Origin of the sequence: Kluyvera ascorbata, assembly GCF_023195735.1 — a bacterium.
Classification (GTDB): domain Bacteria; phylum Pseudomonadota; class Gammaproteobacteria; order Enterobacterales; family Enterobacteriaceae; genus Kluyvera; species Kluyvera ascorbata.
In genome coordinates this window covers 475,033-490,249 of record NZ_CP096201.1, presented here as the reverse complement: position 1 = coordinate 490,249, position 15,217 = coordinate 475,033, and the positions used below count along the sequence as shown (strand labels likewise).

Sequence of the window (15,217 nt, the reverse complement as noted above, 5' to 3'; positions counted from 1 at the left end):
TGCGTAATTACATCATAACCACATCAAACTGCTCCGGGTTATAGAGCGGTTCAATCTGGACTTTAACCTGCTTGCCGACAAAAATTTCCACTTCTGCCAGCGCGTGAGACTCTTCACCTTTCAGCGTTTCGGCCACGGATGGAGAAGCGTACACCAGGAAGCGATCGGAATCATAAGCGTGATGCACGCGCACGATTTCACGCATAATCTCATAGCACACCGTCTCAACGGTTTTCACCGTACCACGCCCATGGCAGGTCGGGCATTCGGTGCAGAGCACGTGTTCGACGCTCTCGCGCGTACGCTTACGGGTCATCTCTACCAGCCCCAGCGGCGAGAAGCCGTTAACGCTGGTTTTCACGCGGTCTTTGCTCAACGCTTGCTCCAGCGAGTGCAGTACCCGACGACGGTGGTCTTCGTTATTCATATCGATAAAATCGATGATGATAATACCGCCAAGGTTACGCAAGCGCAGCTGACGCGCAATCGCCTGAGTCGCTTCAATATTGGTGTTGAAAATGGTGTCATCAAGATTACGGTGCCCAACAAAAGCCCCGGTGTTGATGTCGACGGTGGTCATCGCTTCGGTCTGGTCGATAACCAGATAACCACCGGACTTGAGCTCAACTTTACGCTCCAGCGCTCGCTGGATTTCATTCTCAACGTCGAACAGATCAAAGATAGGCTGGCGGCCACTGTAATGCTCAAGCTTGTTGGTCATTTCAGGCATGTATTCAGCCGTGAATTCCATTAACGCTTCGTAGGTTAAACGGGAATCAACGCGAATTTTATCCAACTGAGCGTCCGCAAAGTCGCGCAGGACACGCTGCGCCAGCGCCAGCTCACCGTACATCTGGTAGCGGGTCTGCGGGCGCTTCTTACGCTCCATCACTTTGGTCCAGACGCGCTTAAGATAGGCGGCGTCAGAGGCTAAATCCTCTTCACACACCCCTTCTGCCGCGGTACGGATGATAAACCCGCCCTGCTCATCGCAATAATCCGCGACCACTTTCTTTAAGCGATCGCGCTCGGCTTCACTTTCAATACGCTGCGACACGCCGACGTGCGAAGCGCCGGGCATAAAGACCAGATAACGGGAAGGTAACGTGATGTCGGTAGTCAGACGCGCGCCTTTGGTTCCCAGGGGATCTTTCACCACCTGTACCATCAGGTCCTGGCCCTGACGCACCAGTTCAGAAATATCGCGGACGGTGAACTGCTTTTGCTCTTCACCCGCCACACATTCGGTATGCGGCATGATGTCGGAAGCGTGAAGGAACGCTGCCTTATCGAGACCAATATCTACAAAAGCCGCCTGCATACCTGGTAAGACACGACTAACACGACCTTTGTAGATATTGCCTACTATTCCGCGTCGCGCTTCACGCTCAATATGAATTTCCTGCAAAATGCCGCCATCGATATACGCCACTCGCGTCTCCGATGGCGTCACGTTCACTAATAGTTCAGCCGTCATGTGTATCCCTTTTTTCACGTAGCGAGTTAAAGTTACTCAGCAACTCATACGTTTCCACCAGCGGTAAGCCGACTACGGCGTGATAGCTGCCATTTATCTTCCTGACGAAACAGCCACCCAGCCCTTGAATACCGTATGCACCTGCTTTATCTAAAGGTTCGCCGCTCGCAACATAGTCTGCAATGTCTTCCTCGGAAAGCATCCGGAAGGTCACTTCCGTCACGACCAGGCAGTCGAGCGTATGCTGGCTATCTGCCAGCGCAACGGCGGTCATCACCTGATGGGTATTCCCTGATAGCTTACGCAGCATCGCGGCGGCATGCGCCGCATCGCGAGGTTTTTCCAGCACTTCACCGTTAAGCACCACAATCGTATCAGCCCCCAGAACGGGGAGGTCGTGACGGGTTAACGCAACGCCCGCCTGCGCTTTCTCTCGCGCCAGACGCGCCACGTATTGCTGCGCCGGCTCCTGTGGGCGACGCAGTTCTTCGATACCGGGAACCACTTTCTCAAACGTCATGCCTAGCTGAGTGAGAAGTTCCTGGCGACGCGGGGAACCTGAAGCAAGATAGAGAGATACCATAACGACCTTATTGAACGGCAAATTGCTGGCGAACTTTACGCATCAGAAGAAATATCCACGGCCAGAGCACGCCGTTTACTACACTACTCCAGAACACTTCAGGTCGGAAAGAGACGTTGATCACTAAAAACTCTGCCCAGAAAACAATAATATCCGTCGCGAGCGAGAGCAGTATAACCACCAACGCCTGTTGCCAGAGCGCCAGGTTGCGGAACAGCTGATATTTCAGCGCCACCAGATACGCTACAATGCTCAACGACAGCGCGCGCACGCCAAGCGTTGATCCACTGATGAGATCAAGTATGGCACCCATCACCAGACCCGTACCCACATTCACGCGGTGCGGCAGCGCCAGTGACCAGTAAAGCAGAATAAGCAGCACCCAGTTTGGCCGGAAGACGGTAAGGTCGTCCGGCCAGGGCATAACCTGTAGCAGCAGTGCGATAAGAAACGAGAGCCAGATTACCCAGCGTCCCTGGCTACGGTAGCTTGCCACTATTGCCCTCCTGCAGAGGGTTGTGGTGGCGGCGTACCCGCAGGCGGTGTGGCTAACCCGGTTGCCGGCGCGGGAAGCTGCGGCCCCATGGTTTCAGGAGACGGTAGTACCTGAGGCATCATCTGCATAAGACGCTCGTTGGCGACGCGATGCACCTCTTCCGGCGTCATCGGGTTGGTGCCGTTACGATCCGCGCCCCACAGCAGCAGCAGATAGCGCAAACGCTGCAGACCCGCCGTTGGACGCGCCTGAATCACCGTGTACGCGCGCTGCGTATCCAGCTTAACAGACGACACCACGCCAACCGGATAACCTTCCGGGAAACGACCGCCCAGACCGGATGTCACCAGCACATCGCCGACACGAATGTCGGTATTGGCTGGCAGATGCTCCAGTTGGAGATCGTCAGTGCAGCCGTTACCGGCGGCAATCACACGAATATCGTTACGCAGAACCTGAATCGGCAGTGCGTGGGTGGCATCGCAAATCAGCAGCACGCGGCTGGTGAGCTTGGCGACGGCCACAACCTGACCCACAACGCCTTTGTCGCTGATCACTGGCTGGCCTTCGTAAACACCGTTTACGCTGCCTTTGTCGATAACCACCTGGTCGCTGTAGGGATCGTTAACCGTTGAGATCACCTGCGTCACCATTTTTTGTTCGTCCTGGCGCAGCGGTGAACCTAACAGTTCACGTAAACGGGCATTTTCTTGTTTGTACTGACCGAGCATCAGCAGGTCGCTATTTTTCAGCAGCAGTTCCTGACGCAGTGCACGGTTTTCGAGCTCGAGCTGATCGCGTGAAGCCAGCGTTTGAGAAACGCTATCAAGCAGTTCACGAGGACCATTGGAAACAAAGTAGAAAGGACTGACGGCAGTATCCATGTATGTTCGGATTTGACTGAACATACCGAGGCGGCTGTCGGCGATAATGACACCCAGCGCCACCAGCACCGCCAGAATAAGGCGAATCTGCAGCGACGGGCCACGGCTAAAAATGGGCTTCATAGGCTATGCGTATTCTCGTGTCAGTGAAATTGAGGGTAGCCTTCTGGCTACCCTGAACCTCATGCTGACTACTCTTCGCTAAACAAGTCGCCGCCGTGCATGTCGATCATTTCCAGCGCCTTGCCGCCGCCACGCGCTACGCAGGTCAGCGGATCTTCAGCAACGACAACTGGAATACCGGTTTCTTCCATTAACAGGCGGTCAAGGTTGCGCAGCAGCGCGCCACCACCGGTCAGAACCATACCGCGCTCGGAGATGTCGGAAGCCAGTTCTGGCGGGCACTGTTCCAGTGCAACCATGACTGCGCTCACGATGCCAGTCAGTGGCTCCTGCAGCGCTTCGAGAATTTCGTTGGAGTTCAGCGTGAAGCCACGTGGAACACCTTCTGCCAGGTTACGGCCACGCACTTCGATTTCACGCACTTCGTCACCCGGGTAAGCGGAGCCGATTTCGTGCTTGATACGTTCTGCGGTAGCTTCACCAATCAGAGAACCGTAGTTACGGCGAACATAATTGATAATCGCTTCATCGAAGCGGTCACCACCGATACGTACGGAGGAGGAGTAAACCACACCGTTCAGGGAGATAACGGCAACTTCAGTGGTACCACCGCCGATATCCACAACCATAGAGCCGGTTGCTTCAGAAACCGGCAGGCCTGCACCAATTGCAGCTGCCATTGGCTCTTCAATCAGGAACACTTCACGAGCGCCAGCGCCCTGAGCGGATTCACGGATCGCACGGCGTTCAACCTGAGTTGCGCCAACCGGTACACAAACCAGTACGCGCGGGCTTGGGCGCATAAAGCTGTTGCTGTGAACCTGTTTGATAAAGTGCTGGAGCATTTTCTCGGTGACGAAGAAGTCAGCGATAACGCCATCTTTCATCGGGCGAATCGCCGCGATGTTACCTGGCGTACGGCCCAGCATCTGTTTTGCGTCATGACCTACAGCGGCCACACTTTTCGGTGAACCGGCACGATCCTGACGAATGGCGACCACGGAAGGCTCATTCAATACGATGCCTTGTCCTTTTACGTAAATCAGGGTATTCGCGGTACCCAGGTCAATGGACAGGTCATTGGAAAACATGCCACGAAATTTTTTCAACATACTAAGGGATAATCCTGAAAGCTGGGGCGGAAAAATAAAATCCGCTTACTTTACCAACCACACGCAGCAGCGACAAGGCGCAAAAATCATCTGCAACGGTGAAAATTAGTGCAGTTCGTTACCTTTGTTACAAATCCAACCTGAGTCCTTCAGTGCAGGAATACTCACTGCCGCTCCATCCTGGATTTGTCCCTGTCAAAGGTCGACACATGCATGTGTGCATCTTTTTTCCGGCGAGCAGACATGCACACTCCCGAAAAAAACCGCGCGCGTTATTCTACGTGATAAACACGTTAAACAGCAGGTCAAACCGAATATCTTTGCGAATATTTTTTCACATTTGAGTCAAGTGGCTGGGAAGCAGCAAAAAAATCCCCCTGACCGCCGAAAACTCCGCATTTGGTCAGCTCTTGCCACTCGCCCCGGCTGCGGACTCCGGCGGCGAAAACCTGAATCGACGTTCCCTTACAGGCCTCAACCAGACTTTGAACCAACAGCTGGTTCTGACTGCGTTTTTCAATATTGCGCACCAGTACCGGATCTAGCTTAATCAGCTCAACCTCAAGCTGCTTAATCCAGGTGGTACTGACTAAAGCTAAACCTGCCTGCGTTACCGCAACCCGAACGCCTAATGCATGAATTAAACGTACGACTGGCTGTAAACGCGTCATATGTTGACAGACATCTACCTCTGCAAGTTCAAAAATAATCCGTCGACGTTGAGATTTCTCGCACTGCATCAAAGTATCACGCAGCCAACGCTGGAAACGCGGGCGAATAAGCGACTCGACCGTCACCTGAATTGCCAGATTTTCCTCAGGCCAAAACCCCAGGAATGGGATCAGACGAGTGATCTGCTGGCGGTCGTATTCTTCACCGAGGCCAAACTCCAGCACCATCGGCATATATTCCGCGGCGATAACCTCTTCTTTACCGTCAAAAATACGGCACATCAGTTCTCGGTGATGAACGCTGCCGTCGAGGTTGACCGCCGGTTTTTGGTAAAGGCGCGGGCCGCCGCGGCTGAGCATCTGCTCAATCAAAGTGCGCCAGCGGACGTTGCCGCGCCCTTTCTCCGGCAGCGAGTCATCGTATATCGCCCAACTGTTGCTGCCCTGTAGCACCGCGTTGCGTACCGCCGCCTCGGCGTGTTCCATCACCTGTTCGGTGGTCTGCCCGCCGCGCCAGGCGCAAATACCGATGTGCATCATGTCATCGCGATCGAGGATTTTCGCCAGCGGCAGGCCATCAATGGCTTTGAGCAGTTGCCCGGCGATGCTGTCGGCTTCTTTTAAGGTGCGATGCGGTAGCAGGACGGTAAAGTCACTGCGGCGATAGCGCGCCAGCAGCGCACCGGGATAACGCATAATAAAGGTAGAAAGCAGGTTGATGAGCGTAAAGACATGTTCTTCCGCCGCGGCCCGGCCCCAGTTGTCGCGCAGGAAGTCAAAGTCCGGCAGGCGGATCATCATCACGATACCGTGAGAGCCGACGTTTTCCTGGTCGTCGAGCAGCGTCGCGAGCTGATTATCAAAGAACAGTCGGTTGCTGAGGCCAGTTTTCGAGTCCTGAGCCGCGTAGGAGCGAATCAGTGTGTCCAGGCGGCTGCGCTGTTCTCCGGCAAACTGAATTTCAGAAAGTAGCATATCCAGTGCCGAACTGGTGCGGGCGGGCCATTCATGGATATTACCTTTGGCTTTCGGCCCGCGCTCGCCGTTAAGAATACGAATAGAGCGCAGCTCCAGCAGCTCTTCCCCCGCAAGCTGTCGACGCAGCCAGCGCACGGCGATAAAGACCACCAGCACCATAAAGGCAATCGTAATGGTCAACGGCGCGGTGGTCATCAACGAGCGGAAGTAGTTGGCCATCGGGTCCTGATAGACCAGATGAATCTTCATGCCGGGGTGCTTGAGCGATGGAACTTCCATTTCGCGGAATTGATAGTGGCTGCCAACTGGCTGATAGCTGCTAGTGCGGCTATGGTGGAACAGCGCCTTTCCATTCAGCGTGAAATCGATACGGACGATATCGAGCGGCACCATGATTTCATCAAGCTGATGGTCGAGCTTATCGAACGGTGTGTTAATGAGGCGGTTATCCAATACCGTTGCCACGGCCTGCACGCGATTGGCTATCTTGTACTGTATGCCGTTATAAAAACTCAGTGAGGAGCCAATTAACGTCACAAAGATGGTAAGCCCAGTTAAGAGCGTAAAAAAGGCTGAGAACTTCGTCGTTAATCGCATCCCTGTGTTAACTCCGTAGGTTAATCGTCCCCGACAGAGAGCCGGGCGCCTGTGTTCGCACATTACTATCAGAAGTAAGCACTAACATATCAAACCAGGTCGGCATACTACCAAACCTGGCGGATCTGGCAATTTATTGCGCCAAATCGCCAACAAATAATGATAAACGAGTATAGTCCCCGGTAAATTTTTTCACTATCAGTCCATGTAAGGAAGGGTTATGCAGGCACTCATCTTAGAACAGCAGGATGGTAAAACTATCGCCGCAGTGAAGGCCGTTGACGACAGTCTGCTGCCGCAGGGTAACGTCACTGTCGATATCCAGTGGTCCAGCCTGAACTATAAAGACGCTCTCGCTATCACCGGAAAAGGGAAAATCATTCGTAACTTCCCGATGGTGCCAGGCATCGACTTTGCCGGGACGGTTCACACCAGCGATGATGCGCGCTTTACGCCGGGCCAGCAGGTGCTGCTGACCGGTTGGGGCGTGGGCGAAAACCATTGGGGCGGCCTGTCCGAGCGCGCACGCGTCAACGGCGACTGGCTAGTACCGCTGCCCGCTGGCCTGGATGGACGCAAAGCCATGATCATCGGCACCGCGGGCTTCACCGCGATGCTGTGCGTGATGGCGCTGGAAGATGCAGGTGTGCGCCCTGAAGACGGCGAGATCGTGGTGACCGGCGCCAGCGGTGGCGTGGGCAGTACCGCTATCGCCCTGCTGCACAAACTGGGTTATCAGGTCGCGGCGGTGTCTGGTCGTGAAAGCACCCATAGCTACCTTCGCGCGCTGGGGGCAAACCGCATTCTGGGCCGTGATGAGTTCGCGGAAACCCGTCCGTTGGAAAAACAGATCTGGGCCGGTGCGGTTGATACCGTTGGCGATAAAGTGCTGGCCAAAGTGCTGGCGCAGATGAACTACGGCGGTTGCGTCGCGGCCTGCGGCCTGGCCGGTGGCTTTGCGCTGCCGACTACCGTGATGCCGTTCATCCTGCGTAACGTTCGTCTGCAGGGCGTGGATTCAGTGATGACACCGGCGGCACGCCGCGCGGAAGCATGGAAACGTCTGGTTACCGATTTACCTGAGTCCTTCTTCGCACAGAGCGCAACGGAGATAAGTCTTTCTCAAGCGCCTGAATTTGCAGATAAAATCATCAGCAACCAGATTCAGGGCCGAACTCTGGTGAAAATCGACTAAGCACTTATTTTTCAAGGCGCACTCGCGTTAATTTGACTCCTCCGCCATGCTTAATAAAAGCCTGCCGGAGGAAGTCATGAAATCCCGTAAATTAACTGAAGCAGACGTCACCGCCGAGTCTGTTTTTATGCTTCAGCGCCGCCAGGTGCTGAAGATGCTTGGTATCAGCACCGCTGCCGCCTCACTTCCACTGCACGCCTCCAGTCTGACAGACTGGTTTAAAGGTAACGACCGACCGCCAGCCCCGGCGGGAAAGCCGCTGACGTTCAGCAAGCCAGATGAATGGCAGAACAAGCTCACGCTGACGCCAGAAAACAAAGTCACCGGCTATAACAACTTCTATGAGTTTGGCCTCGATAAAGCCGACCCCGCCGCTAACGCCGGTAGCCTCCCCATCGACCCATGGAAACTCACCATTGGCGGTGAAGTCGCAAAGCCGATGACGCTCGATCATGACGATTTAACCAAACGCTTCCCGCTGGAACAGCGCATCTACCGTATGCGCTGCGTCGAGGCCTGGTCGATGGTAGTACCGTGGATTGGTTTCCCACTGCATAAACTACTGGCAGCCGTCGAGCCCACCAGCAATGCAAAGTACGTGGCATTTAAGACGCTTTACTCCCCGGAAAACATGCCCGGGCAGAAAGACCGATTTATCGGCGGTGGTCTTGCGTATCCTTATATAGAAGGATTGCGCCTGGACGAAGCCATGAACCCGCTAACGCTACTCACCGTCGGTGTCTACGGCAAAGCGCTGCCGCCGCAAAACGGTGCGCCAATCCGTCTGACGGTTCCGTGGAAGTACGGCTTTAAGGGGATAAAGTCTATCGTCAGTATCATGCTGACCCGTGAGCGCCCGGATTCCACCTGGAACCTCGCCGCCCCGGACGAATACGGGTTCTTTGCCAACGTGAATCCGCACGTCGATCATCCTCGATGGTCCCAGGCGACGGAGCGTTTTATTGGCTCTGGCGGTATTCTTGATGTTCAGCGACAGCCAACGCTACTGTTTAACGGCTATGCGGATGAAGTGGCTTCGCTCTATCGTGGAATGAATTTGCGGGAGAATTTTTGATGCGTTTAACGGCAAAACAGGTCACCTGGCTGAAGGTTTTCCTGCATCTTGCGGCTTTTTTGCCGTTTGTCTGGCTGTTCTGGGCCGTATCACAGGGGCAGCTAAGTGCTGATCCAGTGAAAGATATTCAGCATTTTACCGGTAGGATGGCTCTGAAATTACTGCTGGCGACCTTGTTGGTCGCCCCGCTGGCGCGCTACGCTAAACAACCGCTGCTGATTCGCACCCGGCGATTACTGGGATTGTGGTGCTTTGCATGGGCGACTATTCACCTCACCAGCTATAGCGTTCTGGAACTGGGGATTCAGAATTTGTCGCTATTAGGCCAGGAAATCGCCACACGTCCTTATCTTCTGCTGGGATTTGCCTGCTGGCTGATTTTATTGGCCCTGGCGGTGACGTCTACTCAAGCGATGCAGCGAAAATTAGGCCGACGCTGGCAGCTTTTGCATAACTTCGTCTATCTTGTCGCGATCCTCGCACCGATACATTTCTTGTGGTCGGTAAAGATTATCTCACCACAACCGGTTATCTACGCGGCCATCGCCGTCGTGCTTTTAGCCTGCCGTTATAAGAAGTTTCGCCAGTGGTGGCGCTAGTTTCGTGATATGTGCGGTTTACCGCAATTCTCTTATAGTCAGACGTTCTTTACACGATAGCAGTTGATAATCTTCCCTGATAAGACCAGTATTTAGCTGCCAAATGCTACGAAATAGTTATAATGTGCGACCTTGGTTTTCCCGACCGGGTTTTTAACCCCCTGAAAGGGTGACAATCGCGCATCGAAGGTATATTTTGTTTTTTACCCGAGAATTGCAGGAGATAGCAGCACAATGACTGACAAGTTTCGCATTTTGCTTTTGAACGGTCCGAACCTGAATATGTTAGGCACCCGTGAGCCAGAGAAGTACGGCACGCTGACGCTTTCCCAGATCGTAAGCCGCTTAACCGCGGAAGCTGAAATCCTGAACGTCACGCTCGACAGCCTGCAATCCAACGCCGAGTACGTCCTCATCGACCGTATTCATCAGGCTAAAGACAATATTGACTATATCCTGATTAATCCGGCCGCGTTCACGCACACGAGCGTTGCCCTTCGCGATGCGTTGCTGGCGGTGAGCATCCCGTTTATCGAGATCCACCTGAGCAACGTTCATGCGCGCGAACCATTCCGCCATCATTCGTATCTGTCTGATATCGCTTCTGGCGTTATCTGCGGACTCGGGGCTGACGGCTATTCATACGCTTTACAGACGGCGGTAAAACGCCTGTCACAATCAAACTAAACAAAGAGTACGGAACCCACTCATGGATATTCGTAAGATTAAAAAACTGATCGAGCTGGTCGAAGAGTCTGGCATCAACGAACTGGAAATTTCTGAAGGTGAAGAGTCAGTGCGCATCAGCCGCTCTGCTCCGAACACCGGTATTCCAGTGATGCAGCAGGCCTACGCAGCGCCTGTCATGCAAGCGCAAGCACCTGTTGCTGCAGCACCAGCTGCTGCTGAAGCTCCGGCTAAAGCTGAAATCAGTGGTCACATCGTACGTTCCCCAATGGTTGGTACTTTCTATCGCACCCCAGGCCCGGACGCGAAAGCCTTCGTGGAAGTTGGTCAGAAAGTAAACGTAGGCGATACCCTGTGCATCGTTGAAGCGATGAAAATGATGAACCAGATCGAAGCTGACAAAGCAGGGACTGTGAAAGCAATCCTGGTAGAAAGCGGTCAGCCAGTTGAATTTGACGAGCCTCTGGTCGTCATCGAGTAACGAGGCGAAGATGCTGGATAAAATTGTCATCGCCAACCGCGGCGAGATCGCACTGCGTATTCTTCGTGCCTGTAAAGAACTGGGCATCAAGACCGTGGCTGTGCACTCCACTGCGGACCGCGATTTAAAACACGTACTGCTGGCGGATGAAACGGTCTGTATTGGCCCGGCTCAGTCCGTAAAAAGCTACCTGAACATCCCGGCTATCATCAGCGCTGCTGAGATCACCGGTGCTGTTGCGATTCACCCAGGCTACGGCTTCCTCTCTGAGAACGCCAACTTTGCCGAGCAGGTTGAACGTTCCGGCTTCATCTTCATCGGCCCGAAAGCCGACACTATTCGCCTGATGGGTGACAAAGTGTCCGCGATCACCGCGATGAAGAAAGCAGGCGTACCAACCGTTCCAGGTTCTGACGGCCCGCTGGGCGAAGATATGGATGTTAACCGCGCTCATGCTAAACGCATCGGCTACCCGGTTATCATCAAAGCCTCCGGCGGCGGCGGCGGTCGCGGCATGCGCGTAGTGCGCAGCGACGCAGACCTGGCGCAGTCCATTGCCATGACCAAAGCGGAAGCTAAAGCAGCTTTCAGCAACGACATGGTTTATATGGAAAAATACCTGGAAAATCCTCGCCACGTCGAGATTCAGGTACTGGCTGACGGTCAGGGCAACGCTATCTATCTGGCTGAACGTGACTGCTCTATGCAGCGTCGTCACCAGAAAGTTGTCGAAGAAGCACCAGCACCGGGCATCACTCCGGAACTGCGTCGCTACATCGGCGAACGCTGCGCGAAAGCGTGTGTGGATATCGGCTACCGCGGCGCGGGTACTTTCGAGTTCCTGTTCGAAAACGGCGAGTTCTATTTCATTGAAATGAACACCCGTATCCAGGTAGAGCATCCGGTTACTGAGATGATCACCGGCGTTGACCTTATCAAAGAGCAGCTGCGTATCGCTGCCGGTCAGCCGCTGTCCATCAAGCAAGAAGAAGTCCATGTCCGTGGCCATGCGGTAGAATGCCGTATCAACGCCGAAGACCCAGACACCTTCCTGCCAAGCCCGGGTAAAATTACCCGCTTCCACGCGCCGGGCGGCTTTGGCGTTCGTTGGGAATCTCATATCTACGCTGGCTACACCGTACCACCGTACTATGACTCAATGATCGGCAAACTCATCTGCTACGGTGAGACCCGCGACGTGGCCATTGCTCGCATGAAGAACGCGCTGCAGGAACTGATCATCGACGGTATCAAAACCAACGTTGATCTGCAGATGCGTATCATGACCGACGAGAACTTCCAGCATGGTGGTACCAACATCCACTACCTGGAGAAAAAACTCGGATTACAGGAAAAATAATCCTGTTATCGCAGCAAAAGGCCGGATTTTCCGGCCTTTTTTCTTTTTCTCTCCCCTCATCTTTTCCTTGCGGTACAATCCCCGCTTTCTTCATCCACAAGGGACAAAAAATGGACAAGCGTTTTGTTCAGGCCCATAAAGAGGCGCGCTGGGCGCTTTGGCTAACCCTTCTCTATCTTGCTGCGTGGTTAGCGTGTGCTTACTTACCTGATTCCACGCAGGGTATCACCGGTCTGCCGCACTGGTTTGAAATGGCCTGCCTGCTGATGCCGCTGGTTTTTATTTTGCTCTGCTGGCTGATGGTGAAGTTTGTCTACCGCGATATTCCACTGGAGGATGACGACCATGCAGCTTGAAGTCATTCTGCCGCTTATCGCCTATCTGTTGGTGGTGTTTGGTATATCGATCTACGCCATGCGCAAACGCGTGACGGGTAACTTCCTCAATGAATACTTCCTTGGCAGTCGCTCAATGGGAGGCATCGTCCTTGCGATGACGCTGACCGCCACGTATATCAGCGCCAGCTCGTTTATCGGCGGACCAGGTGCGGCCTATAAATACGGAATAGGATGGGTGCTGCTGGCGATGATCCAGCTACCGGCTATCTGGCTTTCGTTAGGGGTACTGGGCAAGAAATTTGCTATTCTCGCCCGTCGCTACAACGCCGTGACGCTCAACGATATGCTGTTCGCTCGTTATCAAAGCAGGCTTCTGGTCTGGCTGGCTAGTCTTAGCCTGCTGGTCGCCTTTGTGGGGGCGATGACGGTGCAGTTCATCGGAGGTGCGCGTCTGTTGGAAACAGCAGCAGGCATCCCTTATGAAACCGGTCTGCTGATTTTCGGCATCAGTATCGCGCTTTACACCGCATTTGGCGGCTTCCGTGCCAGCGTGCTGAACGACACGATGCAGGGGCTGGTGATGCTGATTGGCACCATTGTCCTGCTGGTCGGCGTCGTTCACGCCGCGGGCGGGATAGGTCATGCAGTACATACTTTAGAAACCATTGATCCTAAACTGGTATCGCCGCAGGGAGCAGGAGATATTCTGTCGCCAACCTTTATGACCTCATTCTGGGTGCTGGTCTGCTTTGGCGTTATCGGTCTGCCACATACCGCCGTAAGATGTATCTCCTATAAAGACAGTAAAGCCGTCCACCGGGGAATCGTCGTCGGAACCATCGTGGTCGCTATCCTGATGTTTGGTATGCACCTTGCCGGGGCGCTGGGACGGGCAGTGATTCCCGACCTCACCGTACCCGACCTGGTGATCCCTACGCTGATGGTGAAGGTGCTACCACCCTTCGCCGCGGGGATCTTCCTGGCCGCCCCCATGGCGGCAATTATGTCGACAATTAATGCCCAATTACTGCAAAGTTCCGCTACGATCATCAAAGATCTCTATCTGAACCTGCATCCGGAACAGTTACAGAATGAACGTCGCCTGAAGCGTATGTCGGCGGTGATTACGCTGATTTTAGGGGCGTTGCTGCTGCTCGCCGCCTGGCGTCCGCCGGAAATGATTATCTGGCTGAACCTGCTCGCCTTCGGCGGGCTGGAAGCGGTATTCCTGTGGCCATTAGTGCTCGGACTGTACTGGGAGCGTGCGAACGCTGTCGGCGCGCTGAGTGCCATGATTGTCGGCGGTGTGCTGTATGCCGTGCTGGCCACATTTAACGTTCAGTACCTGGGCTTCCATCCGATTGTGCCCTCGTTACTGCTAAGTTTGCTGGCGTTTGTGGTCGGGAACCGTTTTGGTCAACCCGTCCCACAGGCTGCCGTAATTTCTTCTGATAAATAAAGAGTTTTGCCATGCCGTGGATCCAACTGAAACTGAACACAACCGGCGAGAATGCCGAAGATCTTAGCGATGCGCTGATGGAAGCCGGTTCGGTCTCCATCACCTTCCAGGATACGCATGACACGCCGGTCTTTGAGCCGCTGCCGGGTGAAACGCGTCTGTGGGGCGATACCGACGTTATCGGCCTGTTCGATGCAGAAACCGACATGAAAGAAGTGGTTGCCATCCTGGAACAGCATCCGCTGTTGGGTGAAGGCTTCGCCCACAAGATTGAGCAGCTGGAAGATAAAGACTGGGAGCGCGAGTGGATGGATAACTTCCACCCGATGCGCTTTGGCGAACGCCTGTGGATCTGCCCAAGCTGGCGCGATGTGCCGGACGTTAACGCCGTTAACGTGATGCTCGATCCAGGCCTGGCCTTCGGCACCGGTACGCACCCAACCACCTCCCTGTGTTTACAGTGGCTGGACGGGCTGGATTTAACCGGCAAAACGGTTATCGACTTTGGCTGTGGCTCCGGGATCCTCGCGATCGCCGCGCTGAAGTTGGGTGCTGCGAAAGCAATCGGGATCGATATCGATCCGCAGGCCATTCAGGCTAGCCGAGATAACGCACAGCGTAACGGCGTTTCTGAACGTCTGGAACTGTACCTGCCACAGGATCAGCCAGAAGCCATGAAAGCCGATGTCGTGGTCGCAAACATCCTGGCTGGCCCATTACGCGAGCTGGCTCCGTTAATCAGCGTGCTGCCGGTTACAGGCGGCCTGCTGGGGCTTTCTGGTATCCTGGCAAGCCAAGCGGAAAGCGTCTGCGAAGCCTATGCCGATCTCTTTGACCTCGACGCCGTCGTCGAGAAAGAAGAGTGGTGCCGTATTACTGGTCGCAAAAAATAATTCCTTCCCGTGGCCTCTCTGGAGGCCACAGCTTCCCGCTTTTTGTACGTCCCTCACCCCATCCATGCGTTAAAACATCGACTTAACTCATTAAAGTTAAAAAATAAAAAACGCAAACCATTCAATGGACGATATGAAGGCGAAGGGTCTCCCTAGCACTGGGCTCGCTCAGCAAGGAGTATAAAACCTGTCAAGCCGGGATGAATCAA

Annotated in this window: 15 protein-coding genes; 9 read left to right on the top strand and 6 right to left on the bottom strand. The window is 54.2% G+C overall.

The features are described from left to right. Positions 1-7: 7 nt before the first annotated feature. The 6 genes from rng to csrD all read right to left on the bottom strand — a co-directional run bounded on the left by rng (position 8) and on the right by csrD (position 6,921). Positions 8-1,477, bottom strand: coding sequence for a ribonuclease G (gene rng / locus MY052_RS02345; protein WP_035891210.1), 1,470 nt, complete (start codon positions 1,475-1,477; stop codon positions 8-10). After that, positions 1,467-2,060 carry a Maf family protein gene (locus MY052_RS02340; RefSeq protein WP_123651682.1) on the bottom strand — a complete coding sequence of 198 codons (594 nt, stop codon included), beginning with the start codon at positions 2,058-2,060 and terminating at the stop codon, positions 1,467-1,469. The genes rng and MY052_RS02340 overlap by 11 nt, the downstream gene beginning before the upstream one ends. A gap of 7 nt (positions 2,061-2,067) precedes the next feature. Next, entirely contained in the window at positions 2,068-2,556 is a 489-nt protein-coding gene (gene mreD / locus MY052_RS02335) for a rod shape-determining protein MreD (protein WP_035891213.1), read from the bottom strand. Further along, a complete protein-coding gene (gene mreC, locus MY052_RS02330; protein ID WP_035891216.1) occupies positions 2,556-3,563 on the bottom strand; it encodes a rod shape-determining protein MreC in 1,008 nt (335 codons plus the stop codon). Before mreC ends, mreD begins: the two co-directional genes overlap by 1 nt. A gap of 68 nt (positions 3,564-3,631) precedes the next feature. Beyond that, a complete protein-coding gene (mreB, locus tag MY052_RS02325) occupies positions 3,632-4,675 on the bottom strand; it encodes a rod shape-determining protein MreB (protein WP_000913396.1) in 1,044 nt (347 codons plus the stop codon). 305 nt (positions 4,676-4,980) lie between these two features. Continuing rightward, positions 4,981-6,921, bottom strand: coding sequence for an RNase E specificity factor CsrD (gene csrD / locus MY052_RS02320; protein WP_035891220.1), 1,941 nt, complete (start codon positions 6,919-6,921; stop codon positions 4,981-4,983). Between the two features lie 220 nt (positions 6,922-7,141). Between csrD and acuI the strand changes: the two genes are divergently transcribed. The 9 genes from acuI (at position 7,142) to prmA (ending at position 15,008) form a co-directional block, all read left to right on the top strand. Then, positions 7,142-8,116, top strand: coding sequence for an acrylyl-CoA reductase (NADPH) (gene acuI / locus MY052_RS02315; protein ID WP_248538143.1), 975 nt, complete (start codon positions 7,142-7,144; stop codon positions 8,114-8,116). Positions 8,117-8,192: 76 nt separating this feature from the next. Then, the gene (msrP, locus tag MY052_RS02310) at positions 8,193-9,191 is read left to right on the top strand and encodes a protein-methionine-sulfoxide reductase catalytic subunit MsrP (protein ID WP_035891270.1); all 999 of its coding nucleotides are present in this window, start codon (positions 8,193-8,195) and stop codon (positions 9,189-9,191) included. Next, positions 9,191-9,790: a protein-methionine-sulfoxide reductase heme-binding subunit MsrQ gene (gene msrQ / locus MY052_RS02305; protein WP_123651686.1), complete on the top strand. Its 600-nt coding sequence runs from the start codon at positions 9,191-9,193 to the stop codon at positions 9,788-9,790. Before msrP ends, msrQ begins: the two co-directional genes overlap by 1 nt. Before the next feature lie 234 nt (positions 9,791-10,024). Further along, positions 10,025-10,477 (top strand): type II 3-dehydroquinate dehydratase, encoded by a 453-nt coding sequence (aroQ, locus tag MY052_RS02300; RefSeq protein WP_248538142.1) that lies wholly within the window; start codon positions 10,025-10,027, stop codon positions 10,475-10,477. A 22-nt stretch (positions 10,478-10,499) separates the two neighbouring features. Beyond that, entirely contained in the window at positions 10,500-10,958 is a 459-nt protein-coding gene (accB, locus tag MY052_RS02295) for an acetyl-CoA carboxylase biotin carboxyl carrier protein (protein ID WP_035891227.1), read from the top strand. A gap of 10 nt (positions 10,959-10,968) precedes the next feature. Then, on the top strand, positions 10,969-12,318 hold the full coding sequence (gene accC, locus MY052_RS02290) for an acetyl-CoA carboxylase biotin carboxylase subunit (protein WP_035891229.1): 1,350 nt from the start codon (positions 10,969-10,971) through the stop codon (positions 12,316-12,318). Positions 12,319-12,428: 110 nt separating this feature from the next. Next, positions 12,429-12,674, top strand: a complete 246-nt coding sequence (locus MY052_RS02285) for a YhdT family protein (RefSeq protein ID WP_248538141.1) — start codon at positions 12,429-12,431, stop codon at positions 12,672-12,674. Beyond that, complete coding sequence (gene panF / locus MY052_RS02280; protein ID WP_248538140.1) at positions 12,664-14,115, top strand: sodium/pantothenate symporter; 1,452 nt, start codon at positions 12,664-12,666, stop codon at positions 14,113-14,115. Before MY052_RS02285 ends, panF begins: the two co-directional genes overlap by 11 nt. Positions 14,116-14,126: 11 nt before the next feature. After that, positions 14,127-15,008: a 50S ribosomal protein L11 methyltransferase gene (prmA, locus tag MY052_RS02275; RefSeq protein WP_035891243.1), complete on the top strand. Its 882-nt coding sequence runs from the start codon at positions 14,127-14,129 to the stop codon at positions 15,006-15,008. Positions 15,009-15,217 lie beyond the last annotated feature (209 nt).

What these genes read in the sequence shown, in the direction of transcription:
- rng (WP_035891210.1), bottom strand. Translation starts at nt 1,477, where the DNA reads ATGACGGCTGAACTATTAGTGAACGTGACGCCATCGGAGACGCGAGTG.
- MY052_RS02340 (WP_123651682.1), bottom strand. Translation starts at nt 2,060, where the DNA reads ATGGTATCTCTCTATCTTGCTTCAGGTTCCCCGCGTCGCCAGGAACTT.
- mreC (WP_035891216.1), bottom strand. Translation starts at nt 3,563, where the DNA reads ATGAAGCCCATTTTTAGCCGTGGCCCGTCGCTGCAGATTCGCCTTATT.
- mreB (WP_000913396.1), bottom strand. Translation starts at nt 4,675, where the DNA reads ATGTTGAAAAAATTTCGTGGCATGTTTTCCAATGACCTGTCCATTGAC.
- csrD (WP_035891220.1), bottom strand. Translation starts at nt 6,921, where the DNA reads ATGCGATTAACGACGAAGTTCTCAGCCTTTTTTACGCTCTTAACTGGG.
- acuI (WP_248538143.1), top strand. Translation starts at nt 7,142, where the DNA reads ATGCAGGCACTCATCTTAGAACAGCAGGATGGTAAAACTATCGCCGCA.
- msrP (WP_035891270.1), top strand. Translation starts at nt 8,193, where the DNA reads ATGAAATCCCGTAAATTAACTGAAGCAGACGTCACCGCCGAGTCTGTT.
- msrQ (WP_123651686.1), top strand. Translation starts at nt 9,191, where the DNA reads ATGCGTTTAACGGCAAAACAGGTCACCTGGCTGAAGGTTTTCCTGCAT.
- aroQ (WP_248538142.1), top strand. Translation starts at nt 10,025, where the DNA reads ATGACTGACAAGTTTCGCATTTTGCTTTTGAACGGTCCGAACCTGAAT.
- accB (WP_035891227.1), top strand. Translation starts at nt 10,500, where the DNA reads ATGGATATTCGTAAGATTAAAAAACTGATCGAGCTGGTCGAAGAGTCT.
- accC (WP_035891229.1), top strand. Translation starts at nt 10,969, where the DNA reads ATGCTGGATAAAATTGTCATCGCCAACCGCGGCGAGATCGCACTGCGT.
- MY052_RS02285 (WP_248538141.1), top strand. Translation starts at nt 12,429, where the DNA reads ATGGACAAGCGTTTTGTTCAGGCCCATAAAGAGGCGCGCTGGGCGCTT.
- panF (WP_248538140.1), top strand. Translation starts at nt 12,664, where the DNA reads ATGCAGCTTGAAGTCATTCTGCCGCTTATCGCCTATCTGTTGGTGGTG.
- prmA (WP_035891243.1), top strand. Translation starts at nt 14,127, where the DNA reads ATGCCGTGGATCCAACTGAAACTGAACACAACCGGCGAGAATGCCGAA.